23 protein-coding genes and 2 tRNA genes are annotated in these 21306 nt (G+C 34.1%); 17 read left to right on the top strand and 8 right to left on the bottom strand.

The window, feature by feature from the left end; translation table 11 throughout:
• Window positions 1-3 precede the first annotated feature (3 nt).
• Entirely contained in the window at window positions 4-1092 is a 1089-nt protein-coding gene (locus J3U66_RS04650) for an AI-2E family transporter (protein WP_065633015.1), read from the top strand.
• Window positions 1093-1113: 21 nt separating this feature from the next.
• Here J3U66_RS04650 and bcp read toward each other — a convergent pair whose 3' ends face one another.
• Together bcp and hemL are read right to left on the bottom strand one after the other, a co-directional pair.
• Complete coding sequence (gene bcp / locus J3U66_RS04645; RefSeq protein WP_267332593.1) at window positions 1114-1590, bottom strand: thioredoxin-dependent thiol peroxidase; 477 nt, start codon at window positions 1588-1590, stop codon at window positions 1114-1116.
• Window positions 1591-1638: 48 nt separating this feature from the next.
• Window positions 1639-2952: a glutamate-1-semialdehyde 2,1-aminomutase gene (gene hemL / locus J3U66_RS04640; protein ID WP_267332594.1), complete on the bottom strand. Its 1314-nt coding sequence runs from the start codon at window positions 2950-2952 to the stop codon at window positions 1639-1641.
• Between the two features lie 156 nt (window positions 2953-3108).
• Here hemL and erpA point away from each other — a divergent pair, with 156 nt between their 5' ends.
• The 3 genes from erpA to J3U66_RS04625 all read left to right on the top strand — a co-directional run bounded on the left by erpA (window position 3109) and on the right by J3U66_RS04625 (window position 3850).
• Window positions 3109-3447 (top strand): iron-sulfur cluster insertion protein ErpA, encoded by a 339-nt coding sequence (erpA, locus tag J3U66_RS04635; RefSeq protein WP_267332595.1) that lies wholly within the window; start codon window positions 3109-3111, stop codon window positions 3445-3447.
• Between the two features lie 222 nt (window positions 3448-3669).
• Window positions 3670-3757, top strand: a tRNA-Leu gene (locus tag J3U66_RS04630).
• 17 nt (window positions 3758-3774) lie between these two features.
• Window positions 3775-3850, top strand: a tRNA-Gly gene (locus J3U66_RS04625).
• A 285-nt stretch (window positions 3851-4135) separates the two neighbouring features.
• Here the strand turns inward: J3U66_RS04625 and J3U66_RS04620 are convergent.
• Complete coding sequence (locus J3U66_RS04620; RefSeq protein ID WP_267332596.1) at window positions 4136-4513, bottom strand: carboxymuconolactone decarboxylase family protein; 378 nt, start codon at window positions 4511-4513, stop codon at window positions 4136-4138.
• A 311-nt stretch (window positions 4514-4824) separates the two neighbouring features.
• Entirely contained in the window at window positions 4825-5730 is a 906-nt protein-coding gene (locus J3U66_RS04615; protein WP_267332597.1) for an AraC family transcriptional regulator, read from the bottom strand.
• A 176-nt stretch (window positions 5731-5906) separates the two neighbouring features.
• Here J3U66_RS04615 and J3U66_RS04610 point away from each other — a divergent pair, with 176 nt between their 5' ends.
• The 3 genes from J3U66_RS04610 to J3U66_RS04600 all read left to right on the top strand — a co-directional run bounded on the left by J3U66_RS04610 (window position 5907) and on the right by J3U66_RS04600 (window position 8027).
• A complete protein-coding gene (locus J3U66_RS04610; protein WP_267332598.1) occupies window positions 5907-6401 on the top strand; it encodes a cupin domain-containing protein in 495 nt (164 codons plus the stop codon).
• A 146-nt stretch (window positions 6402-6547) separates the two neighbouring features.
• Window positions 6548-7255 (top strand): carboxymuconolactone decarboxylase family protein, encoded by a 708-nt coding sequence (locus J3U66_RS04605; protein ID WP_267332599.1) that lies wholly within the window; start codon window positions 6548-6550, stop codon window positions 7253-7255.
• Window positions 7256-7277: 22 nt separating this feature from the next.
• On the top strand, window positions 7278-8027 hold the full coding sequence (locus tag J3U66_RS04600) for an SDR family oxidoreductase (protein WP_267332600.1): 750 nt from the start codon (window positions 7278-7280) through the stop codon (window positions 8025-8027).
• A gap of 97 nt (window positions 8028-8124) precedes the next feature.
• On the opposite strand, the gene J3U66_RS04595 is transcribed toward J3U66_RS04600, so the two are convergent.
• Entirely contained in the window at window positions 8125-8661 is a 537-nt protein-coding gene (locus J3U66_RS04595; RefSeq protein ID WP_267332601.1) for a DUF2165 domain-containing protein, read from the bottom strand.
• 470 nt (window positions 8662-9131) lie between these two features.
• On the opposite strand from J3U66_RS04595, the gene J3U66_RS04590 reads away from it, so the two are divergent.
• A complete protein-coding gene (locus tag J3U66_RS04590; protein WP_267332602.1) occupies window positions 9132-9773 on the top strand; it encodes a DUF421 domain-containing protein in 642 nt (213 codons plus the stop codon).
• Window positions 9774-9835: 62 nt separating this feature from the next.
• Here the strand turns inward: J3U66_RS04590 and J3U66_RS04585 are convergent, their stop codons facing one another.
• Window positions 9836-10108: a DksA/TraR family C4-type zinc finger protein gene (locus J3U66_RS04585; protein ID WP_267332603.1), complete on the bottom strand. Its 273-nt coding sequence runs from the start codon at window positions 10106-10108 to the stop codon at window positions 9836-9838.
• Between the two features lie 149 nt (window positions 10109-10257).
• Between J3U66_RS04585 and msrA the strand changes: the two genes are divergently transcribed.
• The 3 genes from msrA to msrB are packed head-to-tail and all read left to right on the top strand — an operon-like array spanning window position 10258 to window position 11819.
• Window positions 10258-10809: a peptide-methionine (S)-S-oxide reductase MsrA gene (gene msrA, locus J3U66_RS04580; RefSeq protein WP_267332604.1), complete on the top strand. Its 552-nt coding sequence runs from the start codon at window positions 10258-10260 to the stop codon at window positions 10807-10809.
• Window positions 10809-11327 (top strand): cytochrome b, encoded by a 519-nt coding sequence (locus J3U66_RS04575; RefSeq protein WP_267332605.1) that lies wholly within the window; start codon window positions 10809-10811, stop codon window positions 11325-11327. Before msrA ends, J3U66_RS04575 begins: the two co-directional genes overlap by 1 nt.
• Before the next feature lie 54 nt (window positions 11328-11381).
• Window positions 11382-11819, top strand: a complete 438-nt coding sequence (gene msrB, locus J3U66_RS04570) for a peptide-methionine (R)-S-oxide reductase MsrB (RefSeq protein ID WP_323849479.1) — start codon at window positions 11382-11384, stop codon at window positions 11817-11819.
• A 415-nt stretch (window positions 11820-12234) separates the two neighbouring features.
• Here the strand turns inward: msrB and lptG are convergent, their stop codons facing one another.
• Both lptG and lptF read right to left on the bottom strand, forming a co-directional pair.
• Window positions 12235-13299, bottom strand: a complete 1065-nt coding sequence (gene lptG / locus J3U66_RS04565; RefSeq protein ID WP_267332606.1) for an LPS export ABC transporter permease LptG — start codon at window positions 13297-13299, stop codon at window positions 12235-12237.
• Between the two features lie 12 nt (window positions 13300-13311).
• Complete coding sequence (gene lptF / locus J3U66_RS04560; RefSeq protein ID WP_267332607.1) at window positions 13312-14412, bottom strand: LPS export ABC transporter permease LptF; 1101 nt, start codon at window positions 14410-14412, stop codon at window positions 13312-13314.
• Window positions 14413-14550: 138 nt separating this feature from the next.
• On the opposite strand from lptF, the gene J3U66_RS04555 reads away from it, so the two are divergent.
• The 6 genes from J3U66_RS04555 (at window position 14551) to panC (ending at window position 21241) form a co-directional block, all read left to right on the top strand.
• Window positions 14551-16032, top strand: coding sequence for a leucyl aminopeptidase (locus J3U66_RS04555; protein ID WP_267332608.1), 1482 nt, complete (start codon window positions 14551-14553; stop codon window positions 16030-16032).
• A 12-nt stretch (window positions 16033-16044) separates the two neighbouring features.
• Complete coding sequence (locus tag J3U66_RS04550) at window positions 16045-16500, top strand: DNA polymerase III subunit chi (RefSeq protein WP_267348181.1); 456 nt, start codon at window positions 16045-16047, stop codon at window positions 16498-16500.
• A gap of 338 nt (window positions 16501-16838) precedes the next feature.
• Window positions 16839-18401: a PT domain-containing protein gene (locus J3U66_RS04545; protein ID WP_267348179.1), complete on the top strand. Its 1563-nt coding sequence runs from the start codon at window positions 16839-16841 to the stop codon at window positions 18399-18401.
• 294 nt (window positions 18402-18695) lie between these two features.
• Window positions 18696-19538 (top strand): Rossmann-like and DUF2520 domain-containing protein, encoded by an 843-nt coding sequence (locus J3U66_RS04540; RefSeq protein WP_267332611.1) that lies wholly within the window; start codon window positions 18696-18698, stop codon window positions 19536-19538.
• Window positions 19535-20377: a 3-methyl-2-oxobutanoate hydroxymethyltransferase gene (panB, locus tag J3U66_RS04535; protein ID WP_267332612.1), complete on the top strand. Its 843-nt coding sequence runs from the start codon at window positions 19535-19537 to the stop codon at window positions 20375-20377. Before J3U66_RS04540 ends, panB begins: the two co-directional genes overlap by 4 nt.
• A gap of 18 nt (window positions 20378-20395) precedes the next feature.
• Entirely contained in the window at window positions 20396-21241 is an 846-nt protein-coding gene (gene panC / locus J3U66_RS04530; RefSeq protein ID WP_267348178.1) for a pantoate--beta-alanine ligase, read from the top strand.
• The last annotated feature ends 65 nt before the right edge of the window (window positions 21242-21306 follow it).

The following is a 21306-nucleotide window of genomic DNA, read 5'->3' as shown; positions in this document are numbered from 1 at the left end:
TGCATGTTAAAGTTGTTTATTGAGTGGTATAAAAGGCGATTTAGTGATCCTCATGTTGTTTCATTAATGGCTGTGATCATTTTTCTTTTTTTTATCATCTATTTTTTCAATAAAATATTGTTACCGATTTTAATTGCTATCGTGCTTTCTTATTTACTCAATACACCTGTCAATTATCTGAATAAAAGAAAGGTCCCAAGAACATTAGCGGTTATCATTGTTTTACTTGTTTTTATTTTGATCGTTTTAGCAGGATTTATGATCTTAGTTCCGTTAGTTTGGCAACAAGGTGTGAGTCTTATTACCAATATTCCAAATATGTTGAATTTTACTAATAACTTTCTCACTTCATTGCCACAACATTATCCTGAATTGATTGATGTTGGGCTGTTTGATTCAATTATTCAAGGTATTACCAATAAGTTTGTACAAACAGGTAATTCGTTATTGCAGTTTTCAATAGTGTCGTTATTCGGGTTGGTATCGGTAGTTATTAATGCAGTACTGGTACCTATTATGATGTTTTTTCTATTAAAAGATAAAACTAAAATATGGGGATACTGTTCTAAAATTTTACCAAGAAATCGTAGCATTTTAAACCAAGTTGCTGCTGAAATGGATTTGCAAATATCTAATTATATTGTAGGTAATGTGTTACATATTATTATTTTAGCGGTGTGTGTTTATATTCCTTTTTGGTACTTTGGTTTAGATTATGGTTTATTGCTTGCAGTAATTGTTGGTCTTTCTGTTTTAGTGCCTTATATTGGTATTATTATTTCAAGTATTCCAGTTGTTTTAATTGCCCTTTTCCAATGGGGCATTAGTGCTGAATTTGGGTATTTGATTTTCTTTTATGTTTTAATCCAAGCATTAGATGGTAATTTGCTTGTGCCATGTCTATTTTCTGAAAAACTTAATCTTCATCCTTTAGTCATTATTGTCGCTGTAATAGTATTTGGTGGATTATGGGGATTTTGGGGAATATTTTTTGCTATACCTTTAGCGACGTTAGTCAAAGCTATTATTAATGCCTGGCCAAAAACCGAAGAATTAAATACTAATGAAGTAAAGCAAGAGAAAGCAGATTAATGATTTAATCTGCTTTTTAAATTATTGAGCGTGGTTTTTAAGATAATCTAAAACCACTTCGTGATGGTTGCTAGTTTTGAAATCTTCAAAGACTTTTTCAATCTTGCCATCTTTACTAATTAAAAAACTAATACGGTGTATGCCATCGTATTTTTTACCCATAAACTCTTTTTCACCCCACGTACCAAAAGCTTGGCAAACTTCATGATTTTCATCAGAAAGCAACGTAAAGTTTAATAATTCTTTTTCAGCAAAGCGTGATAATTTTTCTGGCTTATCAGTACTAATTCCAATTATCACCACATTGTATTTTTTAAACTCATCTATAGCGTCACGTAAATTACAGGCTTGTACTGTACAACCGGGTGTCATCGCCTTTGGATAAAAATAAATCAAAATACGTTGACCTTTAAAATCTTTCGAACTTATTAATTCTCCATCTTGATCTGGTAGCGAAAACTGAGGGGCTTTTTCACCTTCTTTTAGTGGATTAACCATATGTTTGTTACCTATGTTAATAGTTTAATATTTTCATTGATAGTAGTATTAATACTCTTTGTTTTTTTGTTTGCTAATGCTGCTAAAAAAACGCGTTGCTGCATCGATGGTTTTATTGATTTCTGTATTAGAATGCTTAAGTGACATAAATCCAGCTTCGAAGGCCGAAGGAGCGAAATAGATGCCTTCTTCGAGCATATAATGATAGAATTTTTTGAATAATTCAATATCACAATTCATTACATCTTGATAAGTGGTTACTTCATCAGCAGTTGTAAAAAATAATCCAAACATTGCGCCAACATGATTGACGACTAAAGGAATATCGTATTGTTTTGCTGCCGATAATAAGCCATTTGCTAGCATCGTTGTTTTTTCATCAAGATCATCATAAATACCGACATCGGTTAACTTGGTTAAGGTAGTAAATCCTGCTGCCATCGCTACCGGATTACCAGACAGTGTTCCTGCTTGGTAAATTGGTCCTGTCGGTGCAAGTTGATTCATTATTTCTGCACGACCACCAAATGCACCAACCGGCATTCCTCCACCAATAATTTTGCCTAAGCAAGTTAGATCTGGCGTTATACCATAATACTCTTGCGCACCACCAAGTGCTATTCTAAAACCAGTCATGACTTCATCAATAATTAATAAACTATTGTATTGATTACAAAGATCTCGAAGGCCTTGTAAAAATGCTTTGTTGGCGGGTATGCAGTTCATATTTCCTGCAACCGGTTCAACAATTATGGCGGCAATGTCATTAGGGTATTGTTCAAATTGTTTTTTTACTGATTCAAGACAATTATAATCACATACAAGTGTATGCTTAACAAAATCATTTGGAACACCTGGGGAAGTCGGATGACCAAATGTAAGCGCTCCAGAACCTGCTTTTACAAGTAAATAATCGGCATGTCCATGGTAGCAGCCTTCAAATTTGATAATTTTATCTCGACCGGTAAAACCTCGAGCAAGGCGAATAGCGCTCATTGTGGCTTCAGTTCCAGAATTCACCATTCGTAGCATTTCTATTGAAGGCATCAGCTCGGTGACAAGCGTCGCTAATTTAGTTTCAATCTCGGTTGGTGCGCCAAAACTTAATCCGTTGTGTACCGCATGGATAACGGCATTCGCAACATCTGGATCGTTATGACCCAAAATCATTGGCCCCCATGAACCAACATAATCGATGTAGGCCTTGTCATCGACATCATAAATATAAGCGCCATTGGCTCGCTCAATAAATAGCGGTGTACCCCCAACGCCATTAAATGCTCGAACCGGTGAATTAACGCCACCTGGCATAACCGATAAGGCTTGTTTGTAACATTTTTCAGATTTGAATTTATTTATCATAATCATGTTTTTTTGATAAAAATTTGTTGCAGTATTTATTCATAAAATGAACTTAAATTCAAGATGATTAGAATAAATTTATCGAATAGCAGTTTCCATTTTGTATTTTGTTGTAGCAAAGGTATATAATAACAACAATTAAATTAGGAGAAAAAAATGAGCGATGCTTTACCGATTAATTTTACAGATGCCGCTGCAAATAAAGTCAAATCATTAGTAACAGAAGAAGAAAACCCGAATCTTAAATTAAGGGTATATATAACTGGTGGGGGTTGTAGTGGCTTTCAATACGGTTTTACCTTTGATGAAAAAGTCAATGAAGATGATCTAGCCATCGAAAAAAATGGTGTTGCATTGGTGATTGATCCCATGAGCCTGCAATATCTTGTTGGTGGCACTATTGATTATGTTGAAGGCTTACAAGGTTCACGATTTGTTGTTGATAACCCGAACGCAACAACTACGTGTGGCTGTGGCTCATCGTTTAGTGTTTAAATTGTCATTATTCTTTATCCATTTTATTTTGTCAGGTTGAATTAAATAATGTTTAATGAGTAAAATTGTTCAATTTTGATGTAGAAGATTAAATATTCTTTAAAAATGTGACAAACATTGAGCAGTTGATCAATTATTTTGATTTTTTTGTTGACGTGAAAATTAAGATGGGTAAAATGCACAGCATTCAAAACGCACTTACATTTAAGTAATTAGTTTTGAGCCCGGGTGGTGAAATCGGTAGACACAAGGGATTTAAAATCCCTCGGCCTTTTTGGCCGTGCGAGTTCAAGTCTCGCCCCGGGCACCATTTAAAACACTTCTCATGCGGGAATAGCTCAGTTGGTAGAGCGCAACCTTGCCAAGGTTGAGGTCGCGAGTTCGAACCTCGTTTCCCGCTCCAAATATAAATTTTTATCGATTAAGCAAGCAATAAGCATAAATTAAAATAACACTTGGTATATTTCTTCTTTTATTTTAAGTGTTTAAAAAACAACTCAAATAAATTTAATGCTAATTTGATTATCAAACTGTAAGCCAGCGTAAAATTCCAATGAATGAAGTTTGGCTAATCGGTTGTTATCAGTCTCTGCTTATGTAAAATTTAGCAAGAAACTGATAATCTTATTGGTCAAAATCAATAGAAATATTTATGCCTGTGTATGATTAAACGTTAATAGATTATTGTTTATTTTTTTCGTTCATTAAAAACTTGATGAGCCGTCTTTAATGCACTGGTGACTTTAGGAAAGCCAACATAAGGCAAGCAATGCACACAAATATCTAAAACTTGTTCCTCTGTTAATCCGGCATTAAGTCCTCCGTGAATATGCATTTTTAATTCATCTTCAACACATCCTTGCGTGATTAACGAAGAAATGGTGATTAATTGTTTTTGTAGTAAAGATAAACTTTTTCTACTATAAATGTCACCATAAGCAAAATCACAGATATATTCATCAAATTTAGGTGCAAGTTGAGCATTTTGTGTTAGTCCATTTGCACCTAATTCACCGTATAGTTGTTCAATATTGTTAAGTCCGTTTTCATGTCTTGATTGAGTCATTTAAATACTCCTTTTAATCTTCATTATTTAATTGATGAGGGATTTTTTGTCGTTTTTATCATGTATGAAAGATTTTTAGCCATTTAATCGCTTAGCAGTTAGCTTAAGCCTACATATACTGAATACTGCTTAGCGCTATTTTATGTGTCTAAATCTATCATCGTATATCCATTTTATTTATTTTTTATGATCTATCGCAAGGTAATATTGATAAATTGCGATTTTGATGTTACAGATTTATGCAACCGCTAGTTTATATAAACTAAATGTTGTTTGTATTGGACAAAAGCTTAGAAGTTACCCTTTTTGGGTTACTGAAGATTTTTAATATCCTTATAGGGCGATGTACCAAACAGACGTTTATACTCCCGATTAAATTGCGTTTGGCTTTCATAACCGACCTCAAGTCCGGCACTATTAGCATGATAATTTTCTGACAACATTAAACGACGAGCTTCATAAAGACGTAACTGTTTTTGATATTGTAATGGGCTTAACGTGGTCACCTGTTTAAAATGACGATGAAAAGTCGCTAATGACATATTGGCTTTTTCGGCTAAAGCTTCAACAGTAATGGGTTGTTTATAGTGATTTTTTAGCCAATCAATTGTTGAAGCAATTTGATGGCTTTGTGTGCCTTTTGTATTGATAGAACGCAAGTGTTGCCCGAAAGGTCCAATAAGCAGTAAATAATGGATTTCTTTGATGATCATTGGGGCTAATATCGAAATTTGTTCAGGCTTATCAAGTAATTGGATCAATCGAAAAAAAGCGGTGAGTATGTCTAATTCAACTTTTTTTATACTAATTCCTTTGAAAGCAATGGCTTTAATATTGGCTAACTGTGGATACTCAGTGATGAGTTGGTTGATAATTTGCGTATTAAGGTATAAGGCAAGGGATAAAAACGGTTTTGTTTGCGATGCAATTGTTATAGAGTTTACTGCTGGAATATCAACTGAGGTAACGAGATAATCGCCTTCACCATAAATGTGTTGTTCGGTGCCAATTAACGAGCGTTTACTCCCTTGAATAATAATAGATACTAGTGGTTGGTAGAAGCAGTTTTCGTTATAATCTGTCATGTCACGGCGATAAATACCCAAACCATTTATCGCAGTAGGGTAGTCACCCGCAGTTTGAGCCCATCGTAACATATGTTGTTTTACTTGCTGATTTATTGTGGTCAGTTCACTGTTTAGATCGCTTCTTTTCATTAGATTTCCTTAACATTCACCCAAACATAGTGAGAACTATTTTAAAGCTTATCAGTAAAAATAATATTGTAACTGAAATTATTAGGCAAGAATTTAATAGAATTGTGTCTATTGATAATTAATTGATATGTTTATAGTAACGCATAGATAATCTTTAATTAACTAATGGGATTGTTATGAGAAAATTATCAATAACATTATTAATCACAACAATGATTGTGACTTGTTTTTCAATCCGAATTTACGCTAAGGAGAATAATGCTATGTCGCAAAAAGTGACCAAAAATGGTACACAGGCTTCCATCAAAGGCTCAGATAAATTTTTTACAGGTGATGTAAGAATCGATCCTCTATTTCCTGCTACGAGTCCATCTCGGACCTCTGGCGCTTATGTGACATTTGAACCCGGTGCTCGTTCAGCATGGCATACTCATCCATTAGGGCAAACTTTAGTCGTCACTTCCGGTGTTGGCTTTACTCAAGAATGGGGCGGTCCTATTGTCGAAATTCATCCTGGAGATGTAATTACTTGCCCACCGGGTGTAAAACATTGGCATGGTGCATCACCACACAATGCTATGACTCATCTTTCCGTGGTTGAGGAACTGGATGGTAAAAATGTTGAATGGTTAGAAAAAGTGACCGATGAACAATATTACGATAAAAAGTAATTATTGAGCAAATAGTGAAGTTAACTTATTCATTTGCATCATTAATCAATGTTTATACTATTAGTTTATACGTAATTTTTTAAGTATAAAAGTGACCGTATGGTAGTCACTTTTATTTTGCTTAGCTTGTTTTAGCAGGAAACACTATGCAAAAAATAGTTCGTGTCATTATTTCTTTTTTTATGATATGGAGTTTATCAACAATTTGTGAGGCATCAACTATGGATAACCATCAATTAACCGTAAAACAACAATTTATTATTCCTATTGCAGCCTTTACCGCTCAAGGTGATATGCCTAAGCTAAAAGTGTCATTAATAGAAGGATTAGATAATGGTTTAACGATAAACGAAATTAAAGAAGTACTTGTTCAAATGTATGCTTACACTGGCTTTCCGCGTAGTTTAAATGCTATTGGAACTTTTAAGCAACTTTTGGATAAGCGTCATCAAAACGGCATTAAGGATATGATGGGTAAAGAGCCTGATCCCTTACCCACTAATAAAACCAGTTTGCAGTTAGGTACCGAGATTCAGACTTATTTAGTCGGACAGCCTGTTTCTGGCGGCTTGATGGATTTTGCTCCTGCGATTAATCAGTTTTTAAAAGCTCACTTATTTGGTGATATTTTTGGACGTAATAATATTGATTATCAAAGCCGTGAAATTGCAACTATTGCTGCATTAGCGAGCCTTGGTGGTGTTGATAGTCAACTTCAATCACACATACATATGGCGATGAACATAGGTTTAACTCAAGCTCAAATCCGTGAAGTTAGAGATATATTACAATCTAAAGTTGGTAATGAGCAAGCTGATGTATTAGCTCAGGCATTCGTCAATGTTTTGAAATAAACAGGCGTTAAGGAGACAAATAATGAAGCAAAATTCACAAAAGGTTATTGTCATAACAGGTGCATCGAGTGGTATTGGTGAAGCTACAGCCAAGTTACTTGCAGCCCAAGGTAATAAAATTGTATTAGGCGCAAGGCGTAAAGATAAACTTGAGAAAATCGTTGCTGAGATCTCTTCTGCTGCTGGCATTGCGACTTATCAATTAACGGATGTGACAAAACGAAATGATGTTGATATGTTAGCGAAAAAAGCGCTGGATGAATATGGTCAAATTGATGTTTGGATCAATAATGCCGGTTTAATGCCACAATCGACTTTTGATAAATTAAAAGTCGATGAATGGGAAAAAATGATCGATGTTAATATTAAAGGAACTTTATATGGCATTGCAGCGGCATTATTACCGATGCGACAAAAGAAACAAGGTCATTTTATTAATATTTCATCTATAGCTGGGCATATAACTCATCCTGGCGGTGGTGTTTATAGTGCAACAAAATCTGCGGTGTTAGCTATTAGTGATAGTTTAAGACAAGAAGAAGCCTTGGCAAAGAGTAATATACGAGTCAGTGTAATATCACCCGGTGCAATTGCAACAGAGCTTACTCATACTATTACCGACCAAGATATTAAGCCCGCGATTGATAAACTTTATCAACAAGTCGCTATTGCCCCAGAACGCATTGCTCAAGTGATTGCTTTTACTATTAATTCACCTGTAGATACTACTTTGAATGAGATTATCATTCGTCCTAGTTGTCAGCAAGTTTAGCTAAGTAAACAGGCTATTTTTTGATATGGATTTTACGCTTTAATTAAAATTAAAAAGCGTAAAAATCCATATCGTTATATAAAAAGTTGGTTTGAATTCAATCCGATAGTTTATCGTCTTTTTTTAATAAAGGCATATAAACAAACAGCGCAGTGATCAAGATAAATGTTGCAAATGTATAAGCTTTGGATTGCCCGTTCATTTTATTAGCCCACATGGAAAAATATTCACCACCAATGACAGCAAAACCAAAGTACCAAATTAAAATGGCTAGCGTTGCACCGACTAAATAAATCACTTGTCCATTCACAAATCGAGATTTGTTGATGGATGCAAACATATAAAGCGAAGCAAATAGACAGACTAAACCGGTAAGTAATTCACCTATAATTATTACCCAATATCCAATTAAATGGAGCGTTGTATTACTGATCGCTCTAGACGTCATAGCAGGACTTCCCGAAAAAAATGGTTCCATCGTATCCATCGATAATACACTTTTTACAAAGGCATAATTAGTATTAAAATCAATAATATTGTCATATCCGACCAATACACAAAAAAAACCAACGGTAAAGGCAATTGTTGCTTTTAAAAGTTGTTGAATTCCAATTAAATTTAATAAATCTTTCACATCCAAACCTTTTTAATATTCAATAAAATTTGTCAATCACGTGCTGTTATTGACACCAGAACGTCACAATTTACACTTAGGTAATTGACAAATCAATACAAACAAATGATTTAGTGATAAGCCTGATATATACTCGAATTAATCAAAGAAATATTATCAGGTATTAAAAATAAAAAAACGAAGAGTTGAACGTTGATAGAAACATTTTAATAACAGCTAATGTTGCTATTTTTTTTATTTATTAGTAGCATGACTGGGCTCGCTTAGTCAAAATATTTTAACGTGAAACTATTTTTCTCAATCATGCAAATAGTAAAAGATGACTAGTGATGTTATTCGTTAAATCAGTCATTTTATTTTCAAATTAATTAGCAAGTTATACCTATCAAGTAAATCGATTTTAACCCATTAAAGATTAAGTAACTTTTATTTTTTTACATAATATTACAAAGTGTGTCTGGAGGTTAGGTATGTATTTATTAGAGATGGCCCCCAAGTTTTTGTTGGCCTTAGTCATTTTACTTATTTATGTCAAATTGTCTGGTAAAAGTCAAATTGCCCCTATGTCTCAGTTAGATCAGGTTGGGAGTATGGTCATTGGTGCGCTTGTTGGTGGTGCTTTACTTAGTCCAACTGTCTCTGCTTTACAAGCTTCTGGACTTGTCGCCATTTGGGCTGGATTATTAGTTTTAATTCGATTTATTAAATCAAAAAATTCACATTTAAGAGATGCGATTGATGGTACGCCTATTCGGTTAGTTAAAAATGGGAAGTTATTAACCGATAACTTTATCAAAGCCAATTTACCCGTTAGAGATTTTGAAACCTTAATCAATATACAGGGAATTTGTACTTTTACTGAATTAAAACATGTCTGGTACGAATTGAATGGATCATTAACTATTATCAAAAACGGTGAAAAAGATATCGCCGTACTTGTGATTGAGGAAGGAAAAATAAGCCAAGAAAACTTGAAAGAATTAAATAAAAACGAAGATTGGGTTGAAGAGGAAATTAAGAAACAGGGTTATGAAAAATCAGAAGACATTTTCTGTGCTGAATGGTTTGATAATAAATTAATTATTTATCCTTACGATAAAGTAAATAAATAAGCATAATTTATTGATTTTATTTTATAAATAGGTGGATAAATAACTATCCACCTTAATAAATTCTAACGTAATTGGCTATCTTTACTACCACGTCGATTATATAAATTTGCCGTCTTAGCTAAAGTTTTATCTATATTTTGCTGGCAAACTAAGCAATATTGAACCCCCGGTAAAGCTAATTGCCGTGCTTCGGGTATAGGATCACCACATTCAATACAAAAATGAGCACTTTCTAAACCTTGATTTAATTGACGCCTTGCGTTTTCTATTGCATCTGCAATAGTACCTTCAATTTGTTGATTAACTGCATCATCCGATGCCCAGCCACTTGCCATGATGGAATTCCCCCCTTACAACTCAATATGGTGATAATTTAATCATTTTCAAGTAAAAAAAAGTGATTAATAATAGAGATGTTTGCAGTAATGGTGGTATTATGTAACTGGCAACGCTTTTAATTAATATCGTTTAATTGGAGGTTTATATGCAACAATATGAACAAGCAACTTTTGCAGGTGGTTGTTTTTGGTGTATGGTAAAACCTTTTGATAAATATGAAGGTGTAATTGATGTGGTGTCAGGATACACGGGGGGGCAAGTAGCTAATCCTACTTATCAACAAGTTTGTCAAGGTGATACAGGTCATACCGAAGCGGTTTTAATCACTTTTGATCCGAAAAAAATTAGCTATAAAACGTTGTTGAATATTTTTTGGCAACAAATTGATCCAACTGATGCAGGCGGTCAATTTGCTGACAGAGGCGATTCTTATCGTCCCGTTATTTTTTATCATAATGAATTTCAGCATAAACTCGCGCTAGAATCTAAACAGGCATTGGAAGACAGTCACCGATTTTCTAGTCCTATTCAAGTAAAGATAGAACCTGCTGTCGTATTTTATCCAGCAGAAGAGTATCATCAAAACTACTATAAAAAACAATCACAACATTATGACCGTTATTATCAACTCTCTGGACGTTCTCACTTTATATCCAAACATTGGTTAGATAAAAACAGTCCAAAGGTAAATAAATAATGCAAAATTATCCTCAATATAGTGCTTGTCAAAAATGGAACCATTGGCTATCTGCGATATTGGTTTGTATGGTGGTATCACTGTTACTATTTAAAATCACTTTGTCGCAATTTTTAGGCGGAATGTTTTCTATTTATTTACTGCATAAATCTTTTGGCGTAGTGGTATTTTTATTGACGATTTGGCGCATTTATATCAACATCAAACAGGGCGTACCTAATGTTTTGCCCTATGATAAAAAATTACAACGAATTTTGTCAAAATCAATACAAGGATTTATCTATATTTTATTGCTTTTAATTCCATTGTCGGGGTATTTGATGAGTAGTCATGATCTTAATGTTTTTGGGGTCATCTCAATTCCTGCTATCGATATGCCAAACGCGGGGTATATGTTTTTTCATCGTGCTCATCTGTTAGGTTGCTATTTGTTAGCAATATTTTTGGTTTTACATATTGCAGGAGCCTTGTATCATTATTTCGGGATGAGAGATAAAGTATTACAATCGATGCTGTAAAGCCAATTTTTACCATTAATTGATGTTTAACTCTTTAAAATAGTTAGGTGCATTATGAATAAGTTAATGAAAGAAAAAGCAGTGTCAGCATTGAGTCCGATGCAATATTATGTTACTCAACAAAATGGTACTGAGCCGCCTTTTGAAAATGAATTCAATGCAAATCACCAAGATGGTTTATATGTCGATATAGTCTCGGGAGAGCCATTATTTACCTCCTTAGATAAATTTGATTCTGGTTGTGGTTGGCCAAGTTTTAGTAAACCGATTGATAACAAAAGCATTATTGAAAAACTAGATCAAAGTCATGGCATGCATCGTACTGAAGTGCGTTCACTAAAAGCCGATTCCCATCTTGGTCATGTTTTTGAGGATGGTCCTAAAGCATTAGGAGGATTACGCTATTGTATCAATTCTGCCGCTTTACGCTTTATACCGAAAGAACAACTTCAAGCAGCAGGTTATGGTCAATACTTACCGCTTTTTGAGTAATTTGAATAATTTTAATCCTATCATCGTATCGACGATTGGTAGGATTTTCAGCTTTTTTCTAAACGCTCTCACTGGTTTCGACTATACTTTAATGACATATGTGAATAGGAAAGCTTAATTCTGAAATAGAATTATCCTGTTAACTTTTGGATTAAATATTGACTGATATCAAGATAAATATTTTTAGCGCAATGCTGATGAGTTTTTGGCTTAATAATTTTTTGTTTTTAGTAATTAGGTAGAAGCAAAGTTATGATATTTAATCTTTCTTTATGACAAACTACATTGAGATGATTAAAATAGAGATAAAAAGCTTAATTATTTTGCCTACGTGTTTACTGAATGATGCGCAAAAATAATTTTTAAAATACTTGTTATCTCTATCATTAAGGATGAACAATATAAAAATTGCTAGCTAATTCTTACGTTTAAATAAAACATAGCTGATAATTAAAAAAACTAAACTGGTTAACATTGATCCTATCACAGGATAGATACCCATAACGATACTTGCTTGTGCAAAAAGATTATCGGCAATATAGAAGATAAATCCAAAACTTATCCCAATGATGACACGTACTCCCATCGATACGCTACGTAAAGGCCCAAAAATAAACGAAAGTGCTAATAACATCATGACTGCAACAGAAATCGGTTTAATAAGTTTTTTCCAGAAAAGTAGATCATAATATTTAGTGTCTTGACCTGAACTTTTTAAATATTGGGCGTATTGGTAAAGTCCAGAAGCAGATAGTGAATCAGGATCGAAAGCAACAATATTAAGTTTGTCTGGTGTGATGTTTGTTTTCCATGGCATCGATACCATATTATTACCAATTATTTTGTTTGGTTGGTTTAGTTCATTTCTTTCAATTTGCAATAAAGTCCATATGTTATCCTTAAATACAGCACTTTCGGCATGAGTAATTGATAATAATTTATTATTATCTACTGAATAAATATCAATATTAGAGATGGAGTTATCATTATTGACATGGCCGATAAATACATAATCGTTGCCATCTTTTGCCCACAGACCATTTTGTTGTGCCATTAATGAATTTCCATATAATTTTTCAGATCGCATATTACGAGCAGTTTGTTCACTCACGGGAGCAACCCATTCACCAATCGCCATTGTTAAAATCACTAATGGTAATGCTGTTTTCATCACGGCTAATGCTATTTTAAAACGACTAAATCCAGACGTTTCCATGACAATTAGCTCACTACGAGACGCTAATATACCTAAACCTATTAATGCACCTAGTAATGCAGCCATAGGGAAAAAAATCTCTAAATCTTTTGGTACCATTAATAAAGAATAGATACCCACAGCAAAAGCATCATAGTCAACTTTTATTTTTCTTAATTGGTCGATAAAACGTATAATGCCCGATAAGCTAATTAATAAAAATAGGCAAATACCAATTGTGCTTAAAATAGTTTTACCAATATAGCGATCTAAAATCGAAAACATCCTTTTTCTCCTTTATGATGCAATATATTTTAAACGAAGTTTACGCATAAATAAGTTATCCCAACAGTTTAAAAACAAAGCTATTATAAAATAAATTAAATTAATGATATAAAACCATAAGGCGGGATCTAATCGACCTTTACCGGCATTTGCTTTAATAGAGCTTGCTAATAGAAAATAAATCAAATACAGCAATAGGGCGGGTAAAATTTGTGCCAAGCGACCTTGCCTAGGGTTAGAAACACTTAGCGGTATAACTAAAAATGCCATAAGTGGGACAGAAATAATAAGTGTTAGTCGCCAATAAAATTCAGCTTCTGCTTTCAGTGTTTTAGTTTGGATTAAATTTGTTAAACTCAATTGTTGGACATCGGTTTTTTCATCATCAATAGAATCCAGCTCTTTGGGCTTTATAATGCCTAAATAATTATGAAAATTTGATATCCGAAAATCTTTTAACTGCGCCGTACCTTCATAACGATTGGCATCTTCTAATGTAATAATCTGGTTACCATCATCATCATGACCGGTTTTACCTTTATTAGCAATAATAATTGAAGGTCGTTGGTTGTTCTTAGGATTGATTTGTGCAATAAATACTTTATCTAAGGCATTATTATTGACGCTGTTGATATAAATGACTGAATTACCATCTGGTGTTTGTTGGAATTGACCCGCTAAAAGCCCCGCTAAACTAGGATTAATTTTAGCATTTTCAATTAATTGATCTTGTTTAAGACTCGACCAAGGCCCAAACCAAAGGCAGTTTATTGAGGTTAATGCACAAGTCAATATACATAGAAAAAATACAACTTGATAGGTTAAATTCTTTTTTACACCACAAGCTTGCATAGCAACCATTTCACTATCAGAATACAACCGGCCAAAAGTCACTAAAATGCCAAGAAAAAGACTCAAAGGTAAAATTAAATCGGCCATATTAGAAATACCTAAAACCAGTAAAGGCATAATCAAATCACGTGGAATATTGCCCTCAATAGCACTGGATAATATTCTAATTAATTTTTGTGAAAAGAAAATTAATAACAAAATAAACAGTATTGCCCCTTGTGTTTTTAATGTTTCTTTAACTAAATATCGACGAATTATCACATTTAACCTATCTAAACGTTTCTATAAATTTGCCTATTATAATCTGATTTGTTTTGTTTAGTTATCTTTTTGTTGCTATCCCCAAATGAACCGATAAAATATTAGTAATCACAACGAATATAATATAAGAGAATCCTTATGGAAATTTTAATTAAAAATAGCCTTACTATCACAGATCAAAAATCAGAATGTTTAGTTATTGCTGTTAACGACGACAAAACTAAGTCTGCAATATTGAAAGAAGTTGATGATGCTACTAATGGTTTTATTCAGCAATTAATTAAATCAGAAGATATCAGCGGTGAACTGGGTAAAACGGCATTTTTATATTCTGGTTCAAATAATTTAAAACAAAAATTATTATTTGTTGGATGTGGTAAATTAAAAGAGTTCGATTTAGCTCGAGCTAAAACTACAATTAAAGCCGTTATTACAACATTAATTGAAAAGAAAGTTAAAAATATTAGTTGGGATTTATTAACGATTTGCTCAGCCATTAATCACGATATCGTTAAGCAATTACCCCAAATTATTAACGATATAACTTATAATTTTGATCAATTCAAATCAAAAAAATCTCCATTACCAAGTTTAAATAAAATAACATTAGTATCCAGTGATAAAAAACAGCTTAAATCTATTACAAATTATTTAGTACAAGGTCAAATTATTGCAGAAGCGGTTAATGCAACTAAAACAATTGCCAATATGCCATCTAATGTATGCAATGCCCAATATTTAGCTGAACAAGGTAAAAAATTGGGTAAAAAGCACACATCTTTAAACGTGTCGTGCCTAGGCGAAAAAGAGTTAGCTAAATTAAATATGAATGCTTATTTAGCGGTAGGTCGCGGTTCAGAGAACGAATCAATTATGACCGTTATTGAATACAACGGTGCCAAAGACAAAAATGCTCAACCTTATGTTTTAGTTGGTAAAGGATTAACATTTGATTCAGGTGGCATTTCAATTAAACCCGCTGCCGGTATGGACGAAATGAAGTACGACATGTGTGGTGCAGCAACTGTTTATGGGGTGATGCAAGCCGTAGCCGAGCTAGCACTACCTATTAATGTAGTTGGTGTCATGGCGGGTTGTGAAAATATGCCAGATGGTAATGCTTACCGCCCTGGGGACATTTTAACCACTATGTCAGGTATCACGGTTGAAGTGATTAATACCGATGCAGAAGGTCGTTTGGTGTTATGTGATGTACTAACCTATGTTGAAAAATATCAACCTAAAGCTGTTATCGATATTGCAACATTAACTGGGGCTTGTATTATTGCTTTAGGCCATCATTATACTGGTGTGATGGGTAATAATGAACAATTAGTTGCTCAATTAGTTACTGCATCAAATAACGTTGATGATAAAGCTTGGGCGTTGCCAATTGATAATAATTTCCAAGATCAAATTAAATCAACGTGTGCTGATATTGTGAATGCTGCTGGTCGCGATGGTGGGACGATTACTGCTGCATGTTTTTTGTCTCGATTCACTGAAAAATATCAATGGGCGCATTTAGATATAGCAGGAACCGCTTGGAAATCTGGCGCGAGTAAAGGTGCGACTGGTCGACCGGTGGCGATGTTAGTTGAATATTTAATGGCTCAGTAAATTCATTTTATTATGAAAAAAGTCATTTTCTATCTTTTACAAAACCAGACACAAGCAGATCAATCAGGTATTTTATATCATGAAAAACTTGCTTGTGAAAAAATTGTTGAAGCATATCAAAACAATCAACGTATACTTGTAACTTGTCATGATCAGACGCAAGCAGAGAGAATTGATGAGTATCTTTGGCAATTAGATACAGATAATTTTGTACCCCATAATTTAGCAGGTGAAGGCATGAAAGGCGGATCACCTGTTGAAATTTGTTGGCCGCAAAAGCGCAGTAATGGTAATCGACAAATCTTAATTAACTTGCAAGAGCAATTTCCTGATTTTTCTGCTGTTTACCATAATATTATAGATTTTGTTCCGATTGATGAGCGATTAAAATCGCTTGCACGAGAAAGATACAAATCTTATAAAGATGCGGGGTTTAATTTGAAAACTATCCCTGTGTTATGTGAATAAAAAATACTGAGTTAACTCGTTAAACTATATAAAAAATTGGGTAATTAACATCACTAATTCGCGTTTTGTATTGATGAAAATTTAATACTTTTTTACTATCATCTATTTGTTATTCTGTCATTTTATATAAGAAAATGACAGATGTTTATTATCTTTTTATTTTGTTTACTCTCCGTTATTTTGGTGAAGATTGATAATGATTGAAGTTAACAAATCTTAACAAATATCTCAGATTTCTTGTTGCTCAGCCATCTGCAGTTATTTATACTTTCGCAGATTATTAATCTTAATTAAAAATTAATAAAAAAAGTAAATAAAATAGAAAAGGATATGCTAATATGTTAAAATATAAGGGATTAGAGGCCAGCCAGCCAGCCAGCCAGCCAGCCAGCCAGCCAGCCAGCCAGCCAGCCAGCCAGCCAGCCAGCCAGCCAGCCAGCCAGCCAGCCAATAATTCATCAATACTTGGCAACTTTTTAAAAAATAAAAATCTATTATTATTTTTAAGTCTATTTACTTTTATCAATCACACTTCGGCTTTGTCAGCACAATCGGTTAATGCAATTAAAGGTAATGCCCCTTATATATCATTCAACGGCTTAACCAAAGATACTGATATTACCCCTCTTTTAAGAATAATATTGCCCGATGGCACAAAAGTCGCGCCTGATAATGATGTTTCAACCTCATCAAATCCTATTCAGCTTGTTACAGGTAAAGCAAAGTTTTCTGATATTAAAACGTTTGTTTCACCTCCTAATGAAAACTCAAGTTATCCACAACAGTCATTAACACAGATTATTACTGCATCGAATTACTGGGGGGACAGAGATGGTGATGGTCAACCAGCGGTTACTGGGAATATAGCGTTAAATTGGTATGATTATGAGGGAAATAACATAACTGATTTTGTAAAAAGTAATTTCAATAGTGAATTAGAAGGCTGTAATGCACCTTACCAGTTGACGCTATCTACACCCGTAGTTGGGTTTATATCAACACAATATGGCATACCAAATACTAGTATGTTTCAAGGTGGAAGTAAAAGTTATTATCTTTATCCGAACGTTGATTCACTTGCAAAATTTTGCTATGCAAAACCCAATTTAGCGAGCGAAGAAGATGTTGGAGATAATTGGAAGTATGGAAAAGGATTTTATTCTTATGATCCTAACAATCCACAAAATAACTTTCCAACAACGGGATCAAATAATTTATTTTTTGATTTGAAAGTTGCTGGATTATCTGCTGATGAACTAATAAATATCAATGGGAGTAGCGTTGGACAAGTGTCTGGTAGTGGTGTGAGTTTAAGTTTGAGTAATTATGGCGGTTTATTGCGTGTAACCCTAAAAGGTCCATCTTTATCGAGTAATGGTGGCGTATTTACACCTTCCACATTTAGATTATATGCGAATAGAGATAAATCTATCGTTTTTTATACCTTTACGATATCGCGCTGGTATATTGGTATTCCTGGTGCCTCAGGGGGTTATTTGAATTCAGAAAATAGATGTAACTCATTAAATGGAGGTTACCGATTACCAGGGGTTTTGGATTTGACCAATTCGAATCGAGTAACCGATGGAAGTGGTAATAATATTAATTGGAATAATGGCGTACCGGGTGTGAAAGAAGTAGATCGACGATTAATTAGTTACCGAAATAGTAGTGGACAGTGGATGGGTGGATTATTTTCTGAATGGGGAAGTGTAACGAATGATTATTATGTTGGTAGTGATTGGGATAATTATCATGATCCCTATTTTGGAGGTGCTTATTATTGGACATCGGATTTAAGAAGTGATCAAAATCATTATGTTGTGGATGCAAGAAATGGCGTTATAGGTAATCGAGGTGATGAAGAGCCTAATTATTTAACAGGATGCGTCACGCCGTAATTATTTTTTATTTAAATTGTATAATTAGCTTAAAATAAATGCTCTATTTATAAAGTTATAATGGCAAACCTAATATCGTTTTACGATATTAGGTTTGCCAATTTTTTTTAGCTTAAAAAATAACCTAAATTAGTGGTTTTATTTGACAAAATATCAAAGAATAACTAGCAACTCAATGCCATATCATTCAATTAGATAGTGATTGAAATTTTATTAGAGTCGATTATATCAATCGCATTGAATATTAAGGCGATTCAGTTATAATGCAGATCATTTTAAAATTGATGTATTTATATGATTATTGGTTTTATTGGAGCAGGTAAAGTTGGGTGCACACTAGCGAAATATTTTAGTTTATCTGGTTTGCAAGTTGCAGGCTTTTATAGCCGAACTTATGAACATGCCAAACAAGCAAGTGATTTTACTCAATCTTATGCCTATTCATCTTTAGCTGATTTAGTGAATGATTGCGATTGTTTATTGGTGACAGTAGCTGATGGTCAAATTGCTTCTGTTTGGCATGATTTATGTCAATTACCTATTACCAATAAATGGATTGGCCATTGTAGTGGCTTATTGACATCACACATATTTCAGCAAAATAAAGTTGTGCATCCATTTGCTTTTTCATTACACCCTTTATACGCTATTTATGATAAGTTCGATTGCTATAATGCTATGTCGGACGTCTCTTTTACACTCGAAGCAAATAAAGCTATTATCGACCAATTACAACGTTTTTTAGCGCTATTACCTAATCGCTTGGCAATTCTTTCAGCAAATAAAAAGCCACTATATCATGCTGCTTGTGTCATGCTAAGTAATCAAGTGCTAGCTCTGGTACAAATAGGTGTAGATTTACTTAATCAATGTGGATTAGATAAAGAGTTTAGTGAACAAGCTTGGCATCCTCTATTTCTTGGTAATGCTAACAACATTTGTAAAGCGGGTGTCATTGATGCATTAACTGGACCTGTAGAGCGTAACGATATTGAAACCATTAAGCAACATATGATGGCAATGCCAAATGAGCTCAAACCAATTTATCAACAATTATCGACTATTTTGCTTAATATTAGTCGACAAAAACATCCCAATAAGGACTATCGACAATTAGAATTGGAGTTGTTACCTTGAAAAATACTATCCTTACTTTACAAAAATATAAACAAAATAAACAAAAAATTACGATGTTGACAGCTTATGACTATACTACCGCAAAACTAATGGATGAAAGTGGTGTTGATTGTCTGTTAGTTGGAGACTCCTTAGGCATGGTTATGCTTGGATATGATAGCACTGTATCGGTCACCATGGAGGATATGATTCATCATTCAAAAGCTGTTGCTAGAGCGGCTAAAACGGCTTTAGTTGTAACCGATTTACCGTTTATGTCTTACCATGCTTCTGTTTATGATGCAGTGTATAATGCTGGTCGATTGATTCAAGAAGGCAATGCTCAAGCCGTTAAACTTGAAGGTGGGCAGGCTTTTTGCGAACATATCAAAATGATAGCGCAAGCTTCTATACCGGTTATTGCTCATATTGGCTTAATGCCACAATCAGTATTAGCATTGGGTGGTTACAAAGTACAAGGTAAAAATTACCAAGCAGCGAAAGCGATTATTTTAGATGCTTTAGCTGTTGAACAGGCAGGTGCTGCGGCAATTTTACTCGAATGTGTACCTGCCGATTTAGCTAAATTCATAACTGAACTTGTTAGCGTTCCTACTATTGGGATTGGTGCAGGTCATGGTTGTGATGGGCAAGTTTTAGTCTATCAAGATATGTTATCTATGTATGATGGTGTATCGTCCAAATTTGTTAAATCTTTTGCCCCAATGGGGGACCAAATGAAACAGGCATTTGCGGATTATTGCCAAGAAGTTAAACAGCAACAATTCCCTGCACCTATTCATGAGTTTGCTATTGATGATGAGATCATGACTAAACTCAAATCTGAATTTTCAAACTAGCTTGGAAGAATAATAAACATGAAAGTTATAACCACTATCGATGAAGTCCGCGATCAGGTTAAAGCTTGGCGTAACAATGGCGAAAGTATTGGTTTAGTGCCGACCATGGGATATCTGCATGAAGGTCATCAAAGCTTAATGGCTAGCGCTAAAAAAGATAATCAAAGAGTGATTGTTACAATATTCGTTAATCCAATGCAGTTTGGTCCTAAAGAGGACCTAGCTAGCTATCCGCGTGATTTAGAAAGAGATAAAAAAGCCTGTCAGCAAATGGGCGTTGATTTGATTTTTTGTCCGTCCGCCGATGAAATGTATGACGCGAATTTCAATAGCTATGTCAATGTTAATGGTTTAACAGATGCGCTTTGTGGAAAAAAGCGACCGGGACATTTTAAAGGTGTTTGTACGGTTGTCACCAAACTATTTAATATTACTCAACCTGATCGCGCCTATTTTGGACAAAAAGATGCGCAACAATTAGCCGTCATTCAACGAATGGTTCAAGATCTCAATATTCCCATCGAAATTATTGGTTGTCCGATTGTGCGTGAAAGTGATGGATTGGCTAAGAGTTCGCGCAATAGCTATTTGACTGATAATGAGCGCAAAGCAGCCGTTTGTCTTTATCAATCGATAGAACTTGCTAATACTATGATCGCTCAAGGGGAAAGATCAGTAGCGACCATTCTTAGCGCGATGCAATTACTTATTGAACAACAGTCACTTGCTAAAATTGATTATATTGAATTTGTCGATCTTAGTTCATTAAAACCCGTATCGCAGTTAACACAAGATACACTATGCGCTTTAGCGGTTTATATTGGTAAAACTCGATTGATCGATAATTTTATTTATCATCATTAACAATCAATTTATTAATATAAAAGATCGCTTATCGACCGGCGATCTTTTTTTAACATATTCTACCC

It is taken from the genome of Gilliamella sp. B2969 (assembly GCF_026536195.1).
GTDB lineage: Bacteria > Pseudomonadota > Gammaproteobacteria > Enterobacterales > Orbaceae > Gilliamella.
The sequence above is the reverse complement of the archived record's forward strand: the minus strand, read 5'-3'. Positions and strand labels throughout refer to the sequence as shown.

What these genes read in the sequence shown, in the direction of transcription:
- J3U66_RS04650 (WP_065633015.1), top strand. Translation starts at nt 4, where the DNA reads ATGTTAAAGTTGTTTATTGAGTGGTATAAAAGGCGATTTAGTGATCCT.
- bcp (WP_267332593.1), bottom strand. Translation starts at nt 1,590, where the DNA reads ATGGTTAATCCACTAAAAGAAGGTGAAAAAGCCCCTCAGTTTTCGCTA.
- hemL (WP_267332594.1), bottom strand. Translation starts at nt 2,952, where the DNA reads ATGATAAATAAATTCAAATCTGAAAAATGTTACAAACAAGCCTTATCG.
- erpA (WP_267332595.1), top strand. Translation starts at nt 3,109, where the DNA reads ATGAGCGATGCTTTACCGATTAATTTTACAGATGCCGCTGCAAATAAA.
- J3U66_RS04620 (WP_267332596.1), bottom strand. Translation starts at nt 4,513, where the DNA reads ATGACTCAATCAAGACATGAAAACGGACTTAACAATATTGAACAACTA.
- J3U66_RS04615 (WP_267332597.1), bottom strand. Translation starts at nt 5,730, where the DNA reads ATGAAAAGAAGCGATCTAAACAGTGAACTGACCACAATAAATCAGCAA.
- J3U66_RS04610 (WP_267332598.1), top strand. Translation starts at nt 5,907, where the DNA reads ATGAGAAAATTATCAATAACATTATTAATCACAACAATGATTGTGACT.
- J3U66_RS04605 (WP_267332599.1), top strand. Translation starts at nt 6,548, where the DNA reads ATGCAAAAAATAGTTCGTGTCATTATTTCTTTTTTTATGATATGGAGT.
- J3U66_RS04600 (WP_267332600.1), top strand. Translation starts at nt 7,278, where the DNA reads ATGAAGCAAAATTCACAAAAGGTTATTGTCATAACAGGTGCATCGAGT.
- J3U66_RS04590 (WP_267332602.1), top strand. Translation starts at nt 9,132, where the DNA reads ATGTATTTATTAGAGATGGCCCCCAAGTTTTTGTTGGCCTTAGTCATT.
- J3U66_RS04585 (WP_267332603.1), bottom strand. Translation starts at nt 10,108, where the DNA reads ATGGCAAGTGGCTGGGCATCGGATGATGCAGTTAATCAACAAATTGAA.
- msrA (WP_267332604.1), top strand. Translation starts at nt 10,258, where the DNA reads ATGCAACAATATGAACAAGCAACTTTTGCAGGTGGTTGTTTTTGGTGT.
- J3U66_RS04575 (WP_267332605.1), top strand. Translation starts at nt 10,809, where the DNA reads ATGCAAAATTATCCTCAATATAGTGCTTGTCAAAAATGGAACCATTGG.
- msrB (WP_323849479.1), top strand. Translation starts at nt 11,382, where the DNA reads ATGAATAAGTTAATGAAAGAAAAAGCAGTGTCAGCATTGAGTCCGATG.
- lptG (WP_267332606.1), bottom strand. Translation starts at nt 13,299, where the DNA reads ATGTTTTCGATTTTAGATCGCTATATTGGTAAAACTATTTTAAGCACA.
- J3U66_RS04555 (WP_267332608.1), top strand. Translation starts at nt 14,551, where the DNA reads ATGGAAATTTTAATTAAAAATAGCCTTACTATCACAGATCAAAAATCA.
- J3U66_RS04550 (WP_267348181.1), top strand. Translation starts at nt 16,045, where the DNA reads ATGAAAAAAGTCATTTTCTATCTTTTACAAAACCAGACACAAGCAGAT.
- J3U66_RS04545 (WP_267348179.1), top strand. Translation starts at nt 16,839, where the DNA reads ATGTTAAAATATAAGGGATTAGAGGCCAGCCAGCCAGCCAGCCAGCCA.
- J3U66_RS04540 (WP_267332611.1), top strand. Translation starts at nt 18,696, where the DNA reads ATGATTATTGGTTTTATTGGAGCAGGTAAAGTTGGGTGCACACTAGCG.
- panC (WP_267348178.1), top strand. Translation starts at nt 20,396, where the DNA reads ATGAAAGTTATAACCACTATCGATGAAGTCCGCGATCAGGTTAAAGCT.